Raw genomic sequence first — 18108 nt, 5'->3', positions numbered from 1 at the left:
TAATCTATGCAAACGATTGAGTGAAATCACTGAACCCCAGAAAGGCTCAGCATTAAGAATAAATACTTAACGAAAGTGAAATTCGATCGAAGAGCGCGAAGCGTCAGGTTAGGGGCGCTTTAAAACTTTTTCGCTCCGATTCTGTCTCGCCCTGAAATGAATTTCGGGCTAATGAGCGAAAGTCTACTAAAAGTAGACTCCGAACCCATTTCAATGCTCTTAGTCCATTGAAATGGACTTTCGTCGATTAGCCCGAAATTCTATTTCAGGGCGGGAGGATAACGAAGTGAACCCCTCTTAAAACACGCCCTAGAGAACGTTATTTGGTCGATCGCTCTGGGAACTATTACGGAGTCAGGGTTGCATCGTGTTTGAAGAACTGGAATTTTACGGAGAGCTTTTCTGTAAAGTTCACTCGCATCCAAATCCGAATTGCAGCCCTGCAATCGATTAAGTTCGTTTGCAGGCTTTTTCTATGGCATCGCGCACCCGTCAACTGTTCTCATTTGCCAGCCAGGTTACGTTACTTTGTTTGACCGTTGCTTTCAGTCCGATCGCAGTTTCTGCCCAAACCAGCCCCGCAGAAATTCGCAAATTAGCAGCGACAGAACAGTCTCAATCGGCGATCGCGGCTCTTAGAAAGCTCGGCAAACCTGCGATCGATAATTTAGTCAGTCTTGCGAAGAATTCAAAAGAACCACAGCGATCGAGAGTATTTGCAATCTGGGCACTGGGTGAACTAAACGCCCGGACTGCAACTCCGGTGTTGATGGAAGCGATCGAGAGTCCTTCTAAGGAAGTTCGCTTAGCGACTCTGGCGGCGTTATCAAAAATCGAAGAGCCTGGAAAAGAAGCCATTCCGCCGTTGGTAAGCGTGCTGCGTGATAAAGATGCCGATATCCGAATCGGAGCCGTTCAAGCTTTGGGGAATTTTGGCAGTGCGGCAAAAGATGTAGTTCCAGAGCTAATCAATCGATTGACTGATCCGAATCGAACTGTGCAAGTGAAAGCGATTAATGCGATCGGGGCAATCGGAACCGAGGCAAAACTAGCGGTGTCACCGTTGACCGATGCGTTAAATGCACCAGAACGAGACGTGCGACTCGCCGCGATCGTGACGCTTGGAAAGTTAGGAGTAGAAGCCAAATCAGCCGTTCCGCTCTTAGCAAAATTGCTCAGCGATCCAGATTTAGAAATTCGGGTGAAAACGGCATCCACACTCGGAAGCTTTGAGAAAGAAGCGATCGCAGCCGTTCCGCAACTCAGACAGGCATTGCAGCATCCCGATCGCAATACTCGGTCTTGGGCGGCAGTCGCACTCGGTCGCATCGGAGCCGATGCAAAATTAGCGGTGCCCGAACTCACTCAAGCGTTAAAAGATCCAGATAAAGATGTGCGATCGCAGGCGACGATTGCACTCGGTCGAATTGGACTCGAAGCGCGATCGGCGTTACCCGATTTAGTCAATGGACTAAAAGATGAAAACGCGGGTGTACGAACGAACGCGGCAGCATCAATTTCTCGACTGGCAGGCGTGTTGCAGGATAAAGCGGCAAAGTTATCAGCGACCGATTTAGTGACCGCTTTCGGAGCTTTGGAAATGGCTTTAACGACGTTAGAAGATCCAAGCGCTCGATTTAACGAAGATGTGACGGATATGGTTCGTCGAGCGGTCAAATCGTTGAGAAACGAAAAGGATTCCCGTCTGTTTGAGCGGGTTCTAGAGTGGTCACAGGCGAATCCTGCGATCGCATTAATCGGTCTGTATATATTATCGATGCCATCTCTATGGTTGATAGTATTGCTTATTCGTCCGCTCTGGTTACTCAAACTCAATAACGCACTGCAACCTTATACAGATTTTGAAATTCCCAGCCCTTTAGGAGGAAGTATCAAAATTCCGTTGCGCTTTGTGTTGTTTATTGGTTGGCTTCACTATCATCCTCGCGTGTTAGATTCTTGGGTGAAAAAGCAAATTGAAGTTGCACGAGAAGCATTCGCGCATAAGAATACGGTCAGCGATCGTAAAGTCTACATTCCGATTCCGGTGGTGATGGATGGAACTGCGATCGCAGAACTCTGTAGCTATGATTTGCACATGACATTCTGGGATGGGCGGCAATGCTTACTAATCTGGGGCGAAGGCGGTATCGGTAAAACGAGTCTCGCCTGTCAGTTAGCAAAATGGGCAATGTCTGATAGCAAATTCGAGCGGTTAAGTCGTCATCGCATGTTACCTGTGTTGATCGAGCAAGAATTAGACTTCAAGCTGCCAGGAGAAAAGAGTCCATTTCGGGAAGCCATTCGCGGACAGTTGCAAGCTCTAATCGATGCGGCAGAGCCGATTACCGATGAGTTTCTCGAAAAGCTTTTGAGGCAGCGACGGATTTTAGTAATTGTCGATCGCTTATCTGAACTAAGCGAAGAAACGCGTCAAGAAATTCGTCCCGGACACCCAGATTTTCCCGCTAATGCGCTGATCGTGACTTCGCGAGTGGAAGAAACGCTAGACGAAGTTCCCAAAACGACTGTAAAACCGCTCCGAATTGAAGGGAATCGCTTATCGTCATTTCTCGAAGCTTATCTCAATCAACGACACAAGCGAGAACTGTTCACCGATCCAGAATATTTTGATGCCTGCGGACAGCTATCGAGAATGGTCGGACAGCGAAACATCACCGTTCTCTTAGCAAAGCTCTACGCTGAGCAGATGATCGCGAAGAAAGAAGGTAGTGAAGGCATTTTGCCGGATAACATTCCAGACTTAATGTTGAGCTATCTCAATGAGTTAAATCGCGACACCGCAGAAGATGAACCAGACAATTTAACCGTTCACGAAGATACCAAGATTATTGCTTGGGAATGTCTGAAACACTATTACCGTCCCGCTCCTACAAAACGAGAAGCGATTCTAAATGCACTACAATCTCAAACTGAAGCTGATGAGGAAACCGTTAAAGCTAGACTAAAACATTTAGAAAAGCGATTGCGGATTGTTCAAGCGATCGGTCCGGCTCAAGATCAAATCTGTTTCGCGCTCGATCCACTTGCAGAATGTTTGGCAGCGCTGCATTTAGTTGAACAATATCAAAGCGATCGAGCATTGTGGAGTCAGTGGTTAATGCAAGCAGACGCGATGCCCGGTTCACCTGACACGATTCAAGGCTTTCTCTTAGCCATGCGTGATTGTTGTCTGACTCGTAGTACTGAGATAGATGTGCCCGACTTTGTAATGGAACAATTAGGGCAGCGAGTTGGACTGAGTGCAGAAGTCTTACGCAAATCGCAGGTTGATCAACGCCTGAGACGACTCACTCCGATGCTTTCCGCTGGAGATACGATCGCTCGCGTAGAAGCGATTCGAGAACTGGGCGAACTAGGGTCTGCTTCTAAAGATGTGTTGCCTGCTTTAGTGCGGGAATTTCAAGATCGCGATTGGTGCATTCGGCGGGAAGTCGCAAGAGCGATCGGGCATATCGGTCCTGAAGCGCGGACGGCAATTCCAGCACTGGTCGAACGGTTGCGGGATGACGATCGACGAGTCAGCAGTGAAGCGATCGCAACCCTTGGAAAATTGGGTGTGAGTTCGATTCCTGCTTTAGTGAGCGCTTTAGATGCAAAAGCGCCTTATGTTCGTAGCAGTGCAGCTTGGGTGTTAGCAAGTTTTAATTCAGCCGCAAAACCTGCGATTCCAGCACTGATCGCTGCACTGAAGGATGAAGATTGGCAAGTTCGATGGGTGGCGGCTTATGCACTTGGCTGTATTGGTCATGAAGCAAAATCAGCGATTCCAGCACTAATCGAGGCGTTTCGGGGTGAATATGAGCTAGTGAGTAAGGAAGCGAGTCGCACTTTATGGCGGATTAGTGGAGAAGCGGAAACGATCGTAGCGGCAATGGGTGAATTGCATCAAATGAGCGATCGAAATTAGCTTTGATTGAGGCGGACACTCAATCTAGTAATGTCACTACGAGGCTGCCTCAAAGATATAAACAGTCCCTTCGCTCTCGTTTGCATCCCGCCCTGAAATGAATTTCGGGCTAATAGTGGAAAGTCTACTGAAGTAGACTAAGAGAGTTTCAGATTCTTAGTCCATTTCTAATGGACTTTCGTCGATTAGCCCGAAATTCATTTCAGGGCGGGATGTAGCAACGAACGAAGATTGCTCAAACATCTTTAAACCTTCTTCATCGTTGCAAATGGAACCTTCTGCGTCACTTCCAAAGTCGCATTTTGAATGTTCTTCTGCACAAATAAAACATCTTTGTTTTGCCACAGCGGAATGAATGGCACCTCATTCACCAAAATCGTTTGTAGCTCTTCAAATAGCCGCTTCCGAGCTTCCGGATTCTGTTCTTTGCGACTTCGATCGATTAATTCATTCACTCGATCGTTGTAATAAAACGACCCTTGCACCACGGTTGATCCTTTCTCACAGCCTTTCTGTGCTGACCCTTTAGCACATTCCATAAACGGCTGAATATAGTTATCTGCATCGAGAAAATCCGGCGACCAATCCCACAAAAAGATCGGATATGCACCACTCTCTACATTCGCGTTTGCTGTCACCGATTCAACGCTATTAAGTTGAACTTGCATCAAATTACCAAGATACTTTTGCACGATCGCTCTTAAAGTCGTCGCTGCCAGTCCATCACTCGAAACGTTCGATCGATACCACAGTTCAACTTGCAGCGGCTTCGATTCAGAATAGCCCGCTTTGGTTAATAGCTTTCGAGCTTTATCGATATTGCGATCGCCCAATTCCTTAAACACAGGTTTCTGTTCACGCAAACTATTTGGAAGCAAGCTGTATAAAGGCTCAACCTGCCCCCGAAAAATCCGACTTTCGAGAATGGGACGATCGACCATTGCCGCGATCGCTTGTCGCACTTCAAGGCGATCGAGCGGCGGAGATTTCACATTCAAGCTTAAATAATCGATTCCACTTCCTGATCGCTCAAGCATCTTCCAAGTATTCTCACTTGCGTTCTCTCTGAGATTACGAACTTGTTCGATCGCAAGACCTTGACCTGCAACATCGATCGCACCTGTCCGAAACGCATTAAATAAATTTGCAGCACTTGAGAAAAACTGAACATTCACGCCCCGATTCGCAGGTTTACCACCCCAATACTGATCATTGGCATCGAACACGATCGAATCATTGCCAAACTTCACCAATTTGTAAGGTCCAGTCCCAACAAACGTTTTCGACTCGAAAGCTTTCTCTCCAATTTTGTAAGCTTTGGGAGAAACTGCACATGCGCCCGAAAATGCAAGTAGTGAAGGGAATCCAGCAAACGGTTTTTGTAACTTAATGACTAATTGATCGTCTCCGACAGCAGAAACTGAATCAATCACATCTGCTAATAAAAACGAAGGTCCTCCACCATTTTCAATAAACCGCTTCAACGAAAACTCCATCGCTTTTGCATTAAACGGTTCACCATCATGAAATACAACTCCCTTTCGCAATGGAATCGTATAAGTCAACCGATCCGCATTCACTTTAGGTAATGCTGTTGCTAATTGTGGCTCTAACTCACCTGTACCCGGTTTGTAGCGATAAAGTCGATCGCCTAAGTTATACAATAAGTTGCCTGCAAACGTGTTGTAAGCATCGGCTGGATCGAGTGTGCTAACCGTGGCAGTGGTACCGATCGTAATTCGTCCGGTTTCGGTGGTTGCCGTTTCAGATGGAGTGCAACCGATCAGAACGGACAAGCAGAGAACAGAGAGGATCAGCGATCGCCAAATTTTTCTCAGCATTACAAGAGCGCCAAAATTAAGTTTTTTGAGTGTAGCAGGAATCCAGCGACGCTCTACAATTCGTTTAAGTGCCAAGAACTAAGATGTTAACCAGTCTGCAAAACCCGTTAATTAAACAACTCCGAAAGCTTCACCGCACCAAAGAACGACGGGAGCAACAAGTTTTCTTACTCGAAGGAACGCATTTAATTGAGGAAGCTTTAGCGATCGATCTCTCTTTTCTCACGGTCTGCTGCACCGAATCTTGGCAAGCTCAGCATCAGAATTTGTTTGAACAATTGCCCGATCGATCCGAGCGATTGGAACTCGTTAGCCCAGAAGTGCTAAAAGCGATCGCCACCACCGTCGAACCGGATGGAATTGTTGCCACGATCAAGCATTTTCACACTCGCCCAGTCGAATTTTCTCAACTCGGTTTAGTCCTCGAAACGATTCAAGATCCTGGCAATCTAGGCACGATTATCCGAACTGCCGCTGCTGCTGGAGTTGAAGGACTTTGGTTAAATGAAGACTGTGCGGATATCGAAAATCCGAAAGTTTTACGATCGTCAGCGGGTCAATGGTTTCGTTTACCGATGTCCATTCGGTCTAGTTTGAAAAGCGAGATTGCGATCGCGAAATCCCAAGGAATGCAAATCATCGCCACCGTTCCCACAGCAACAAAAACCTATTGGGAAATCGACTTTTCTCAACCGAGTTTAATTCTGATGGGAAACGAAGGAGCCGGACTTTCACCCGAATTATTAAACCTCGCGGATGTCCAAGCGACAATTCCGTTAGCGGAAGGCGTTGAATCTTTGAATGTTGCGATCGCGACTGCTCTAATGCTTTATGAAGCCCGAAGGCAGCGCGGTCAGTGATTACGAACCCACTGCCGAAACTGCTTAATCAAACGATTCTCACCAATACTAGAATACTGTCCCAGAAAGCGCATCACATCCGCTGCGGTGAGAATCGGTAACGCAAGACTGCGATCGCAAATCTGATATTCTCCTGCTTGCAACGAGTAAATCGTCAACGATTCCCCATCAAATCGCCACACTTCCGGCACGTTCAAAGCAGCATAAATCGAGAAGCGATTGAGTGAACTCGAAGTAATGTCCACTTCAACCGCTAAATCAGGCGGCGGAAAGTGCCCTAAATTAATTTGAGCAACACCGCGAACCTGTGCTTCGTTTTGAATGTAATAGCACTGATCCGGCTCTAATCCTTTGGATAAATCTTCGCGATCGCACGTCCGAGATCCCAGACTGCGAATCTCTAGATCAAGTTCTTCGGTCGCTGCCTCGATCAATCGTCCCAGCAATTTCTTAAAGGATTCGTGTGGATCAAGTGGCATCCGAATTTCTAAAGTTCCACGATCGTAAGTCAGACGCAAACAAGGCTCTGACTCAAAGTCACGCACAAGAGACTGGTAAGACTGCCAGCTAATGTTTCGTAAGATGACTCGATCGGGACTTTGAATCAGAGTTGCACTCATAGGCTTAGATGTCGAGGTCAGTCAGGTTCAGCTTCGAGCCATAGGTTTCGATGAATTCCCGACGAGGTGCAACGCGATCGCCCATCAATACCGTAAAGACGCGATCGGCTTCCGCAGCATCTTCGATTTCCACTCGCTTGAGCGTCCGAGTTTCAGGATTCATCGTGGTATCCCAAAGCTGCTGAGGCATCATTTCACCCAACCCTTTGAAGCGCTGAATGTGATAGCTGGCATTGTCCGGGAAAGTCGATAAGCGTTCTTGCAAATCGCGCTCACTGTAACAATAGTAGTGATTGCGTCCGCGCTCTACTTTGTACAACGGAGGACAAGCAATATACACATAGCCTTGGTCAACCATCATCCGCTGATAGCGATAGAAGAAGGTCAGCAACAAAGTTCTAATGTGTGCTCCGTCCACGTCCGCGTCAGTCATGATGATGATACGGTGATAGCGCAATTGAGACACATCAAATTCTTCGCCTTTGATTCCTAATCCCAGTGCTGTGATCAGTGCTTGAATTTCAGTGTTTTTGTAGATCTTCGCGTCATCGGTTTTCTCGATGTTGAGAATCTTACCGCGTAGAGGAAGAATTGCTTGGAATCTGCGATCGCGTCCTTGCTTCGCCGACCCACCCGCAGAATCACCTTCCACGATGTAGATTTCCGATTCGCTCGGATCACGAGAAGCACAATCCGCCAATTTTCCAGGCAGCGTCGAAGATTCTAACACTGACTTCCGGCGAACCATTTCCCGCGCATGGCGAGCGGCTTCTGCTGCTTTGAACGCTTGAACTGCTTTCTCGATAATCGCATCCGAAACATTCGGACGAAATTCGAGATATTCAGTCAGCACTTCACCCACAAGCGAATCAACGATTCCGCGAACTTCAGTGTTTCCAAGCTTCGTCTTGGTTTGACCTTCAAATTCTGGATCAGGCACTTTCACCGAGATCACAGCCGTTAAGCCTTCCCGAATGTTCTCACCTGCAAGGTTCGATTCGTTTTCTTTAATCTTGTTGCGCTTACGAGCGATCGTATTGAGCGTCCGCGTCAGAACCGCTTTCAATCCTTCTAAGTGCGTTCCACCGTCAACGGTACGAATATTGTTCGCAAATCCAATGATATTGTCGTTATACGCATCAGAACACCATTGCAGCGCAACTTCAACTTGAATATTGCTGCGCTCACCCTGCACAAAGATCACTTCTTCATGGAGCGGTTGCTTCTCGCGATTCATGTAGGAAATGTATTCGCGGATGCCGCCTTCGTAGAAATAGGTTTCTTCGCGCTCTAAATCAGGACGACGATCGCTAAATGTAATTCTCACGCCGCCATTCAGGTACGCCAATTCTCTCAAGCGTCCAGAAAGCGTCGTGTAATCGAACTGCGTCGTTTCTGTAAAAATCGTGTTGTCCGGCAAAAATGTGACTGAGGTTCCCGTTCTCGCATGAGGATAGGGCTTCACCTGCAATTCACCGATCGGAACACCGCGCTCGAATCGCATCAGATGAACTTGCTTATCGCGCCAGACGGTGACTTCGACCCATTCTGAAAGCGCGTTTACAACCGAAATACCAACCCCGTGAAGACCGCCAGAAACCTTGTAGCCACCGCCGCCGAACTTCCCGCCAGCGTGTAAGATTGTTAGCACGGTTTCGAGACCGGACTTTCCAGTCTTGGCAACGATTCCGGTGGGAATACCACGCCCGTCATCGGTAACCGTGACAGAGCCATCCGCATTGATCGAAATGTCGATCGCTTTACAGTAGCCCGCCAGTGCTTCATCAACCGAGTTATCGACTACTTCGTATACAAGGTGATGCAAGCCGCGAGGTCCGGTACTACCGATATACATACCGGGGCGTTTCCGCACCGCTTCAAGACCTTCAAGGACTTGGATCTGTTGGGCATCGTAGTTTGTCGTCATAGGAAGCGTTCTTTAGGGCAATTGGAAGCGAAACTAAACTTCAAAAGGCAATTTCTACCAAAATTATAGCACAAATGGCTTATAAGGGGTTTTAGAGCAATTTCGGATGAATTTTGAAAGTAGGATGGATCGGTCTATTTTGACTCAAAATTTCCAGAATGAACCAAAAATCTTTAACAATACATCTGTACTTATTATAATCGGTGGCGCGACGGCAACAGGAAAATCTGGATTAGCGATCGAACTTGCCGATCGTATGAGTTCGATCATCCTCAGCGCCGATTCGCGTCAAGTGTACCGAGAGTTTACCATCGGAACGGCAAAACCAACCCTCCAAGAGCAAAATCGCATACCGCATTTTTTAATCGACATCTGCGATCCGACTGAAACACTGACGGTGGCGGATTATCAGATGAGAGTGCAGGAAGTTCTCGATCGTGGTGGCGTTCAGTTTCTCGTAGGTGGAACTGGGCTATATATTAAAGCGATCGCTCGTGGCATGAAAATTCCGAGAGTCGCACCTCAACAGGAATTGCGATCGCAGCTTGAACAATTGGGACAAAAAACACTTTATGAAATGCTGCGGCAAGTGGACGCGATCGCAGCGAGTCGAATTCACGCTAATGATCAGGTGCGAACGCTTAGAGCCTTAGAAGTTTTTTACGTCACAGGTCGCCCGATTTCAGAGCAGCAAGGAGAAGAGCCGCCGAATTTTCCGATTTTGTATCTTGCATTGGATAGCGATCGCTTAGAACAACGGATCGCGAAACGGACTGGACAAATGCTCGAAATGGGATTTGTCGAGGAAGTCAAAACGCTATGTGAAAAGTACGGGGAAGCGTTACCGCTGTTAAATACGTTGGGATATGCAGAGATGCGGCAGTATTTGCGGAGTGAAATTTCACTATCTGAAGCGGAGCGGTTAACAGTACTACATACTCGACAGTTTGCGAAACGCCAGCGAACTTGGTTTCGGGCAGTTTCGGAGATTGAATGGTTCGATTCGGATGCGGCTGATTTAGTCGATCGAGTCTGGTTACGGGTTCAAGAGTTCTACAAAGCGATTTAAACGCGAAAAAGCCCCCCAGTCGTGGAGGGCTTTGTGCTAGTTCTGTTGAGAATTAGCCGTGGATTGCAGGTGCACTCAGTGCAACCGGTGCCGCTTCACCTGCCGCCAAGTCGAGCGGGAAGTTGTGAGCGTTCCGCTCGTGCATCACTTCCATACCCAAGTTCGCACGGTTGATCACGTCAGACCAGGTGCTGACCACACGACCTTGCGAGTCGATGATCGATTGGTTGAAGTTGAATCCGTTCAGGTTGAATGCCATCGTGGACACACCCAAGGCGGTCATCCAGATACCAACCACGGGCCATGCTCCCAAGAAGAAGTGCAATGCGCGTGAGTTGTTGAACGATGCGTATTGGAAGATCAACCGACCGAAATAGCCGTGTGCTGCAACGATGTTGTAGGTCTCTTCTTCTTGTCCGAACTTGTAGCCGTAGTTTTGGCTTTCTGCTTCGGTGGTTTCACGAACCAACGAGGAGGTGACCAACGAACCGTGCATTGCACTGAACAAGCTGCCGCCGAATACACCTGCTACGCCGAGCATGTGGAAGGGGTGCATCAAGATGTTGTGCTCTGCTTGGAACACCAACATGAAGTTGAAGGTTCCAGAGATTCCGAGGGGCATACCATCGGAGAACGAGCCTTGTCCGATCGGGTAGATCAAGAAGACTGCGGTTGCGGCTGCAACAGGGGCAGAGTAAGCAACGCAGATCCAAGGACGCATGCCGAGACGGTAGGAGAGTTCCCATTCACGTCCCATGTAGCAGAAGACTCCGATGAGGAAGTGGAACACGACCAGTTGGTAAGGTCCACCGTTGTACAGCCACTCGTCGAGTGATGCTGCTTCCCAGATCGGGTAGAAGTGCAAGCCAATTGCGTTCGATGAAGGAACGACTGCACCGGAGATGATGTTGTTACCGAACATCAACGAACCTGCAACGGGTTCGCGGATGCCGTCGATGTCCACGGGGGGTGCTGCGATGAAGGCAACGATGTAGCAGATGGTGGCAGCGAGCAAGGTGGGGATCATCAACACGCCGAACCAGCCTACGTACAGGCGGTTTTCGGTGGAGGTGACCCAGTTGCAGAACTGCGCCCACAGGTTGGCGCTTTCGCGTCTCTGTAAGGTGGTTGTCATGGTTGGATAATTACTGTTTGAAGGAATGATTAATGTGGTGTTAACCACACTTTACATATTACAGAGATGATTTCGATTTGTAAAGCATGTTAACAAATATTTCAGGATTCTCCGTCTAAAGGTGTAGGTCAGAACGATAACCGAATTTCGGCTCGATCGAGTCCTTTCCCTTGCCTATTGAGAGAAAAGCTCGTGAAAGATTTGGGCGTGCAGGGCTTCGGTGAATTCGGGCTGAATTAAGGTTGCGACAGAAATGAGAGCGGCTGAGGTTGGGCTTAATAGGGTCGAAAAGATTGCCGTGGCGAGATCTTGAGGGAGACGCGATCGCGAAAATGTTCCCCAACATCCATTTCGCCGTCGATTCTCATCTGATCCGTACCGTTGCAGAACTTTATGAAAACTGATTTCGTTTGCCTGAATTACTCAATGATTTCCTGAGCAATTCTCAGGCGATGCAGCCGTTCTTGCAGTTCGGAACTTTACTGATTTAAAGCGTAACTTAAGAAATTGATAAAGAGACAAGGTAACGTTCTAGACCGATGCATAGTGTGCAATTTACGATCGCAGCCTCACATGAGGAGCAATGATGTTCGCTTTCTTTCGATCTGCAATTGGTGTATTGGGCTGGAGTTACCTGGGTAGCCTTTTGCTCTGGTTGAGTTTGCGATCGCTCTTTTTTGATCGCTTCTGGTGGTTAGCACTGCTCAATACATTTGCGCCTTATCTATTTTTACCGATCGTTGTTCTTCTACCACTGGCGTTTTGGAGTCGAAGGAAGCGTTTGTTGATCGGGCTGATGTTGGGCTGTTTGCTCTTCGTTGGGCTGTTCCCACCAAGGTTAAACTTTCCAACTGTTGCACGAAGAGACACCCTGCTTAGGGTAATGTCGTTCAATCTTCTATGGAGCAATCAGGACTATCCCAAAGTTACTCAGATGATAAGGGCGATGGATGTGGATGTTATTGGGATACAAGAGCTACAACCGAAAGAACTTCCTAATTTATTGAAAGCAATTTCGCCGATTTATCCCTATCATGCGATTCATCCGGTCGATCGCTTTCATACCGTTGCATTGTTTAGTCGGTTGCCGCTTGAAGCTGTCAAACCGTTATCTAGTCCACCGATCGAGCGAGGATTACAAGCAACGATTTATGCTGGAAATCAGCACATTAATGTATTAGTGACGCATCTTACGCCAAATAATATTCCGCTTGATCGATTAGTTGTGGAGACTATCGATCGATACACAAAAAGAGCCGCAGAAACAGAGTTCTTGAAGAAGTACATTCCAGAACAAACCTTGCCAACTCTGATGTTGTGTGATTGCAATATGACGGACAGTTCTGAAACTTATCATGAACTCCGAAAGGTGTTAAAAGATAGTTTTCAAGAGCGCGGTCAGGGAATTGGGCATACGTTAATAAATAGCAGCATTCCCTGGCTTCCGGTTCAACGACTAGATTATATTTGGCACACAGGCGACCTACAGCCCATTCAAGCATTCGTTGGATCGGATGGAGGTTCTGACCATCTCCCAGTCGTTGCAAGTTTCAAAATGCCTTGAACAATTCCGTAAGGCGTGTTAGAAGCGAGAATCAAACGGGTGAACCCTCCAGACGCGGAGGATTCAGGACAGATTAACCTTGAGACGAATTCAAATTGTCGATCGTGATGCCGAATCGGCTCATGTGAATCCGGGCGCGAGTAGACAAGCCCATTTGTTTTAGCAATCGATTGATATGTCGATCGCTAATAGCAACTCCGGTTTCTTGTAGCAAATGTTTTCGTAGCCAGTGGGCTGTCCAGCGATCGAACGGATAGCCAAACTGTTTCGGACTCTGGCTCACCAGTTCTTTGAGGCGAGCGAGATACTCATCGTTGATTGTTTTTGGTCGTCCGACAGGTTGATTGCCCCAATCATCCTGCTGATATAAATTGATACTTTTCGACATGGAACACACTCCCTAACAAATACAATGCGCGATCGCTAATCGTTAGGTAGAATCACCCGTTTCTAATGTTATTGAACTCGAATTGCGTCCTAAAATAAAAGGTCGAAATTACGATATTTTTGTCCAAATTTATGTCCGAAAAAGCACTTTCAAGGGGTTGATTCTTTGAAAGTGCATTGCTAATAATTGCGATATCGGCAGATGCGAGAAGCCACTGCTTAACCTGTCGATAACTTACTAAATCCCACCACGTTTGAATGAACGCAAGATTATAAACTCTGGTCTTCTTCTAGAGATTCAGGCAAAATCTGGGAGAAATTTTAACTCATTAATTAGGAACGGAAACCAAAGAATTGCGACTTATCTAATAAAGTTTGAACCAATTTTTGATTATCCGAAGCAAAGCCCTGCCCCGGATAGACCTCGCTAAATCACGATCGCTAATTTCTCAGCCAAACCTCGAATTGCAGGCGTAAGAGAGGGCGACCGATTTAACCACTGATGAAACAGTTCCTGACTCTTCGATAGAGCAACACCCAATTCAAACTGCCCACTCAGGACAATCAACCGCTCTAGAACGCGGATCTGAGTCTCCGCCCCATCGATCTCACTCTCGTTAAACAGCACCCACAGCGATCGCTCAATAAATCGCTGTAAAATCTCGCGGGCTTCGGGCTGTTGCAGATGACAGCGTAAATGAATCGCCTCAGTTGCGATCGCGTCCAAATGCCCCAAGTGCATCATCACCGCATCTGGCTCATCCGAATCTTGTTCAAGCGATCGCAGCGTCAACAACAATCGATGCCCTAATGCGATCTCAGCCGCGACTTGTAATTCTTGCGGCACTGGCAATTCATCCCGGTGAAATGCCATCAACACGCCATAGTTATCGCGATAAACCTGCGTATAAAGCTGATCCAACCGCGTCAAAGTCTCTTGACTCAGTAACCGCATGATTCGATGCCGCTCTTCCGCAAACAAGTCTTGCAAGCTGTAAGCAACATCTCCAAACACTTGATTCATTTTTAGGATCGTTTGGGCAGCACTACCATGATTCAACGCCTCGAAAAGCTGTTCTTTCACTTGGGTATAGCTCCGCCGCCCTGCAAACGGTTGAATGCAGCAGTGGAAATCCCAACCGCACAGATGCAATACCGCGAAGACGAAATGCTGACTTTCGCGGGTGATTTCTGACGTTAGCTGGAGTTGCCCGATCGCGAGTGTCACCGATCCCATTCGCTGAATCTGATAATCTAACTGATTCGCGGTGTAGCAATAAACGCGCTGCTCCCGTGAGTAAGAAGTAAACAAAGACGAAATCGCGTAGTGTGCTGCAACTTGCTCGAAAGTGATTTGCGCGGGGATCACCAACTGCCGGTAAACTTCCGCGCCATTCTTGAAGCAATCGACATTACTCGGAGCCGATGTCAGTCGCTTGATGAAATTTTTCTCAAGCTGAATACCTGATACATCTCCAGCAAGTTCTAAAGCGCGTGAGGCGTACCGGAGAATCTGAACTCCTTCTGGTCGGGAAAGCTCTTCAAAAAACCAGCCACAACTCGTATACATCAAGAGTGCGTGACGCTGCATTTCGAGCAAACGAAGCGCATCTAGGCGATCGACATTACTCAATTTGTGCGACTGATGGCGAGAGAGGAATTTTTGCACAGAAGCGCGATCGCGAATCACTTGGACATACTCATCCCGCGCCAGCCAGGGATCATTAAATCGCTTTTTCCCTTCTTCCTCGTACACCCGAATCAACTGATCCCGCAACCAATCGAGTGCTTCTCTGAGCGGTCGTCTCCATTTCTGATGCCACAAACCGCCCCCACCACATCCACAATCTTCTTGCCAGCGATCGACTCCATGCGAACAACTCCAAGCCGTCACAGGCTTCAATTCAACTTCCCAAGTCGGCGGATTCAAACTGAGATAATGCGCGAAATTCGTCACCGTCCAATCCCGGTTAGAGAATTCTTTGGTAAACGCATACGCCAAACATTTCTCAGTACCTCCTTTATGATGTCCGAAGGTTTCCCCGTCGGTTGCAACTGAAATTAACTGAGTCGGGCGATGATCCCCGCGAACCGCTTGACCTAATCGACTAGCAAGATGGTGTGAACTGCTCAGAGCCGTATCGAATCCCATATCGCGAGAAATCGGACCGTCATAGAAGAAAACATCAATATACGGAGAGTCGGGATCATTCGATCGCAAATAACAACGATACGGACGAGTCGGATCAATCTGTCCGCCGCCGACTTCTTGCCAGTGGGGATCATTCTGCTCTCTGCACCGTTCTGCTTGAGATGGAGCCAGCACAATGAACTTGATCCCCTCTTCGATCAACACCTTTACTGTGGGGTAATCGACAGCAGTTTCAGCCAACCACATCCCTTCAGGATCACGTCCGAAATGCGATCGAAAATCCGCTTTTCCCCAGCGAATCTGCGTTCGTTTATCGCGTTCATTCGCCAGCGGCAAGATGATGTGATTGTAAACTTGCGCGATCGCGTTTCCATGCCCGTTTAAGCGATCGCAACTTTTACGATCGGCTTCCACAATCCGCTGATAGACCTCAACATCGTGCCGCTCAATCCAACTCATCAACGTCGGACCAATATTGAAGCTTAAATACTCGAAATTATTAACGATCCCCAAGAGTTGACCCTGATCGTTTAGCACTCTGGCGAACGCATTCGGGCGATAACACTCGTGATGAATCCGCTCATTCCAGTTGTGAAACGGAGCAGCACTCGGTTGACGCTCGATCGCATCTAAATACGGATTTTCGCGGGGTGGCTGATAGAAATGCCCGTGAACCGTGACGTAAACCCCGATCGCAGTATTGAGGGGATCGCTAACGGGATCATGAGCATTCAAATCGACAGGCACTAAACGGGAGGAAGTATCAGAAAGTGAAGTCATGGGTTAATTTCCACATTGAAAATATGCTCATCTGCGATATCTCCAAATCGCAGAGTCAGCAGACGGTATCAAACTCAGAAAAAGACTAGAGCGGAGGCAGCTTCGTGCTGAGACGAGCAATCCCACCATAACAAGACTGAAAAAACCACAACTTAGCTCAGAGTCCAGTGGAATCCACGCCAGAGCTAGATTGTGACAATGCTGATGTGAAAGCAGATTGATGAATTGAATGGCTCCGATCCACCGTCCTGCAATCATCTCTTTCGATTGAACCGTACTCTGAACTGATTTTTAGAATCCCTTAAGAATTTTGTATGTGAGTTTACGATCGCGCCACCAAAATTTATTTTTTGTGATGAATGATCCGGAATTCCTCTGCCGAAATGCGTCGATCGTGAGTATCCTATTGAGGACGAAACCCTCACTCTCGAAACGCGCATGTCAGTCAAGAATACGGTTTTTACAGCATTACTCGTGATGATCCCGGTGTCGATCGCGGCTCACTACCTCGAATGGGGAGCGCTTGTTGTCTTTGGAACGGCTGCTGTGGCGATCTTACCGCTCGCCGCCTGGATGGGCACTGCAACCGAAGAGATCGCCGTGGTAGTCGGTCCGACATTAGGCGGTTTGATGAATGCGACCTTTGGCAATGCAACGGAGTTAATCATCGCTTTAGTCGCCCTCAATGCGGGCTTTGTGGATGTCGTAAAAGCCAGCCTTACAGGTTCAATCATTGGTAATTTACTTTTGGTGATGGGCTTGTCGATGCTGCTTGGCGGATTGCGCTACAAAGAGCAGGAATTTCAGCCGATCGTGGCACGAGTCAATGCGTCCTCAATGAATCTTGCCGTGATCGCGCTCTTGTTACCAACAGCGGTGAATATCACTTCAAGTGGAATTGACTCGAAGACTTTACAAACGCTCTCGGTGGCAGTCGCGATCGTGCTGATTACGGTTTACGCTCTCACGCTTTTATTCTCGATGAAGACTCACACGTATTTGTATGACGTGGGAACCTTAGAGAGTGGGAACGAAGAACTTGCAGAAGCGAATCTGTCACATGACGGCAAGAAGCCAAATATTGCGCTGTGGTCGATCGTGCTGCTGGTCTGTACGATTTTTGTTGCGATCGAATCAGAATTGCTCGTCGATAGTCTGGAAGTTGCAACTGAGAAACTAGGACTGACAGCGCTGTTTACCGGAGTAATTCTGTTGCCGATCGTTGGAAATGCCGCAGAACACGCGACCGCTGTAACCGTAGCAATGAAGGACAAGATGGATTTGTCACTCTCGGTTGCCGTGGGATCAAGTTTGCAAATCGCGCTCTTTGTCGCTCCAGTGTTGGTCATCGTCGGTTGGTTTATTGGGCAGCCGATGGATCTCGATTTCAATCCATTTGAATTAGTTGCGGTTGCAGTCGCGGTCTTGATTACAAATTCGATTAGCTCAGATGGTCGATCGAATTGGCTTGAAGGAACGTTATTACTCGCAGCTTATCTAGTTCTCGGACTTGCCTTTTATTTCCATCCTGTAATGGCATAAATGTCTGTTTCTGAAAACACCGCATTCGCTCCCAAGTCGATCTATTCTTGTTGAAAACTTGGAGAGTGTATGGCGACTTTGTACGAAAAGCTCGGTGGGAAAGCTGCGATCGAGGCTGCTGTGGATCAGTTTTATCAGCGAGTTTTAGACGACGATCGCATCAGTCACTTCTTTACGGGTGTCGATATGCAGAAACAGCGACAGCATCAGAAGGCATTTCTCACCTACGCTTTTGGGGGATCATCTGGATATGACGGCAGAATGCTTCGTGAGGCATCAGCATCTTGTGGAAAATAGCGG

Annotated in this window: 12 protein-coding genes; 6 read left to right on the top strand and 6 right to left on the bottom strand. The window is 47.7% G+C overall.

All coding sequences use genetic code 11. The features are described 5' to 3' along the window. Nucleotides 1–475: 475 nt before the first annotated feature. The gene (locus NIES2104_RS22775) at nucleotides 476–3931 is read left to right on the top strand and encodes a HEAT repeat domain-containing protein (protein ID WP_059000539.1); all 3456 of its coding nucleotides are present in this window, start codon (nucleotides 476–478) and stop codon (nucleotides 3929–3931) included. A 245-nt stretch (nucleotides 3932–4176) separates the two neighbouring features. Here the strand turns inward: NIES2104_RS22775 and NIES2104_RS22770 are convergent, their stop codons facing one another. Beyond that, the gene (locus NIES2104_RS22770) at nucleotides 4177–5772 is read right to left on the bottom strand and encodes an ABC transporter substrate-binding protein (protein WP_059000538.1); all 1596 of its coding nucleotides are present in this window, start codon (nucleotides 5770–5772) and stop codon (nucleotides 4177–4179) included. Between the two features lie 83 nt (nucleotides 5773–5855). On the opposite strand from NIES2104_RS22770, the gene NIES2104_RS22765 reads away from it, so the two are divergent. Continuing rightward, nucleotides 5856–6632: an RNA methyltransferase gene (locus tag NIES2104_RS22765; protein ID WP_059000537.1), complete on the top strand. Its 777-nt coding sequence runs from the start codon at nucleotides 5856–5858 to the stop codon at nucleotides 6630–6632. On the opposite strand, the gene NIES2104_RS22760 is transcribed toward NIES2104_RS22765, so the two are convergent. Together NIES2104_RS22760 and gyrB are read right to left on the bottom strand one after the other, a co-directional pair. Beyond that, nucleotides 6626–7252, bottom strand: a complete 627-nt coding sequence (locus tag NIES2104_RS22760; RefSeq protein ID WP_059000536.1) for a Uma2 family endonuclease — start codon at nucleotides 7250–7252, stop codon at nucleotides 6626–6628. The two genes, NIES2104_RS22765 and NIES2104_RS22760, sit on opposite strands and share 7 nt — an antisense overlap. Before the next feature lie 4 nt (nucleotides 7253–7256). Further along, on the bottom strand, nucleotides 7257–9179 hold the full coding sequence (gene gyrB, locus NIES2104_RS22755) for a DNA topoisomerase (ATP-hydrolyzing) subunit B (RefSeq protein ID WP_059000535.1): 1923 nt from the start codon (nucleotides 9177–9179) through the stop codon (nucleotides 7257–7259). A 124-nt stretch (nucleotides 9180–9303) separates the two neighbouring features. Between gyrB and miaA the strand changes: the two genes are divergently transcribed. Next, complete coding sequence (gene miaA / locus NIES2104_RS22750) at nucleotides 9304–10248, top strand: tRNA (adenosine(37)-N6)-dimethylallyltransferase MiaA (RefSeq protein ID WP_059000534.1); 945 nt, start codon at nucleotides 9304–9306, stop codon at nucleotides 10246–10248. Nucleotides 10249–10300: 52 nt separating this feature from the next. Here miaA and psbA read toward each other — a convergent pair whose 3' ends face one another. Further along, a complete protein-coding gene (psbA, locus tag NIES2104_RS22745; protein WP_058999974.1) occupies nucleotides 10301–11383 on the bottom strand; it encodes a photosystem II q(b) protein in 1083 nt (360 codons plus the stop codon). Nucleotides 11384–11966: 583 nt separating this feature from the next. On the opposite strand from psbA, the gene NIES2104_RS22740 reads away from it, so the two are divergent. Further along, nucleotides 11967–12947 (top strand): endonuclease/exonuclease/phosphatase family protein, encoded by a 981-nt coding sequence (locus tag NIES2104_RS22740; RefSeq protein WP_082690065.1) that lies wholly within the window; start codon nucleotides 11967–11969, stop codon nucleotides 12945–12947. 73 nt (nucleotides 12948–13020) lie between these two features. Here the strand turns inward: NIES2104_RS22740 and NIES2104_RS22735 are convergent, their stop codons facing one another. Both NIES2104_RS22735 and NIES2104_RS22730 read right to left on the bottom strand, forming a co-directional pair. Continuing rightward, a complete protein-coding gene (locus tag NIES2104_RS22735) occupies nucleotides 13021–13335 on the bottom strand; it encodes a helix-turn-helix domain-containing protein (protein WP_059000532.1) in 315 nt (104 codons plus the stop codon). A 426-nt stretch (nucleotides 13336–13761) separates the two neighbouring features. Continuing rightward, nucleotides 13762–16266 carry a DUF3536 domain-containing protein gene (locus NIES2104_RS22730; RefSeq protein ID WP_072218119.1) on the bottom strand — a complete coding sequence of 835 codons (2505 nt, stop codon included), beginning with the start codon at nucleotides 16264–16266 and terminating at the stop codon, nucleotides 13762–13764. Nucleotides 16267–16704: 438 nt separating this feature from the next. On the opposite strand from NIES2104_RS22730, the gene cax reads away from it, so the two are divergent. After that, complete coding sequence (gene cax / locus NIES2104_RS22725; RefSeq protein WP_059000531.1) at nucleotides 16705–17808, top strand: calcium/proton exchanger; 1104 nt, start codon at nucleotides 16705–16707, stop codon at nucleotides 17806–17808. Nucleotides 17809–17877: 69 nt separating this feature from the next. Next, entirely contained in the window at nucleotides 17878–18105 is a 228-nt protein-coding gene (locus NIES2104_RS33580) for a group 1 truncated hemoglobin (protein WP_263971017.1), read from the top strand. The last annotated feature ends 3 nt before the right edge of the window (nucleotides 18106–18108 follow it).

The sequence above is a fragment of the Leptolyngbya sp. NIES-2104 genome, assembly GCF_001485215.1.
Taxonomy (GTDB): domain Bacteria; phylum Cyanobacteriota; class Cyanobacteriia; order Leptolyngbyales; family Leptolyngbyaceae; genus Leptolyngbya.
Note: the sequence above shows the minus strand (reverse complement) of the source record. Positions and strands in the feature narration are given on the sequence as shown.

Bases quoted from the DNA above. Each gene is read 5' to 3' on its own strand.
- NIES2104_RS22770 (WP_059000538.1), bottom strand. From the start codon at position 5,772: ATGCTGAGAAAAATTTGGCGATCGCTGATCCTCTCTGTTCTCTGCTTG.
- gyrB (WP_059000535.1), bottom strand. From the start codon at position 9,179: ATGACGACAAACTACGATGCCCAACAGATCCAAGTCCTTGAAGGTCTT.
- NIES2104_RS33580 (WP_263971017.1), top strand. From the start codon at position 17,878: ATGGCGACTTTGTACGAAAAGCTCGGTGGGAAAGCTGCGATCGAGGCT.
- miaA (WP_059000534.1), top strand. From the start codon at position 9,304: ATGGATCGGTCTATTTTGACTCAAAATTTCCAGAATGAACCAAAAATC.
- NIES2104_RS22735 (WP_059000532.1), bottom strand. From the start codon at position 13,335: ATGTCGAAAAGTATCAATTTATATCAGCAGGATGATTGGGGCAATCAA.
- cax (WP_059000531.1), top strand. From the start codon at position 16,705: ATGTCAGTCAAGAATACGGTTTTTACAGCATTACTCGTGATGATCCCG.
- NIES2104_RS22775 (WP_059000539.1), top strand. From the start codon at position 476: ATGGCATCGCGCACCCGTCAACTGTTCTCATTTGCCAGCCAGGTTACG.
- NIES2104_RS22765 (WP_059000537.1), top strand. From the start codon at position 5,856: ATGTTAACCAGTCTGCAAAACCCGTTAATTAAACAACTCCGAAAGCTT.
- NIES2104_RS22740 (WP_082690065.1), top strand. From the start codon at position 11,967: ATGATGTTCGCTTTCTTTCGATCTGCAATTGGTGTATTGGGCTGGAGT.
- NIES2104_RS22760 (WP_059000536.1), bottom strand. From the start codon at position 7,252: ATGAGTGCAACTCTGATTCAAAGTCCCGATCGAGTCATCTTACGAAAC.
- psbA (WP_058999974.1), bottom strand. From the start codon at position 11,383: ATGACAACCACCTTACAGAGACGCGAAAGCGCCAACCTGTGGGCGCAG.
- NIES2104_RS22730 (WP_072218119.1), bottom strand. From the start codon at position 16,266: ATGACTTCACTTTCTGATACTTCCTCCCGTTTAGTGCCTGTCGATTTG.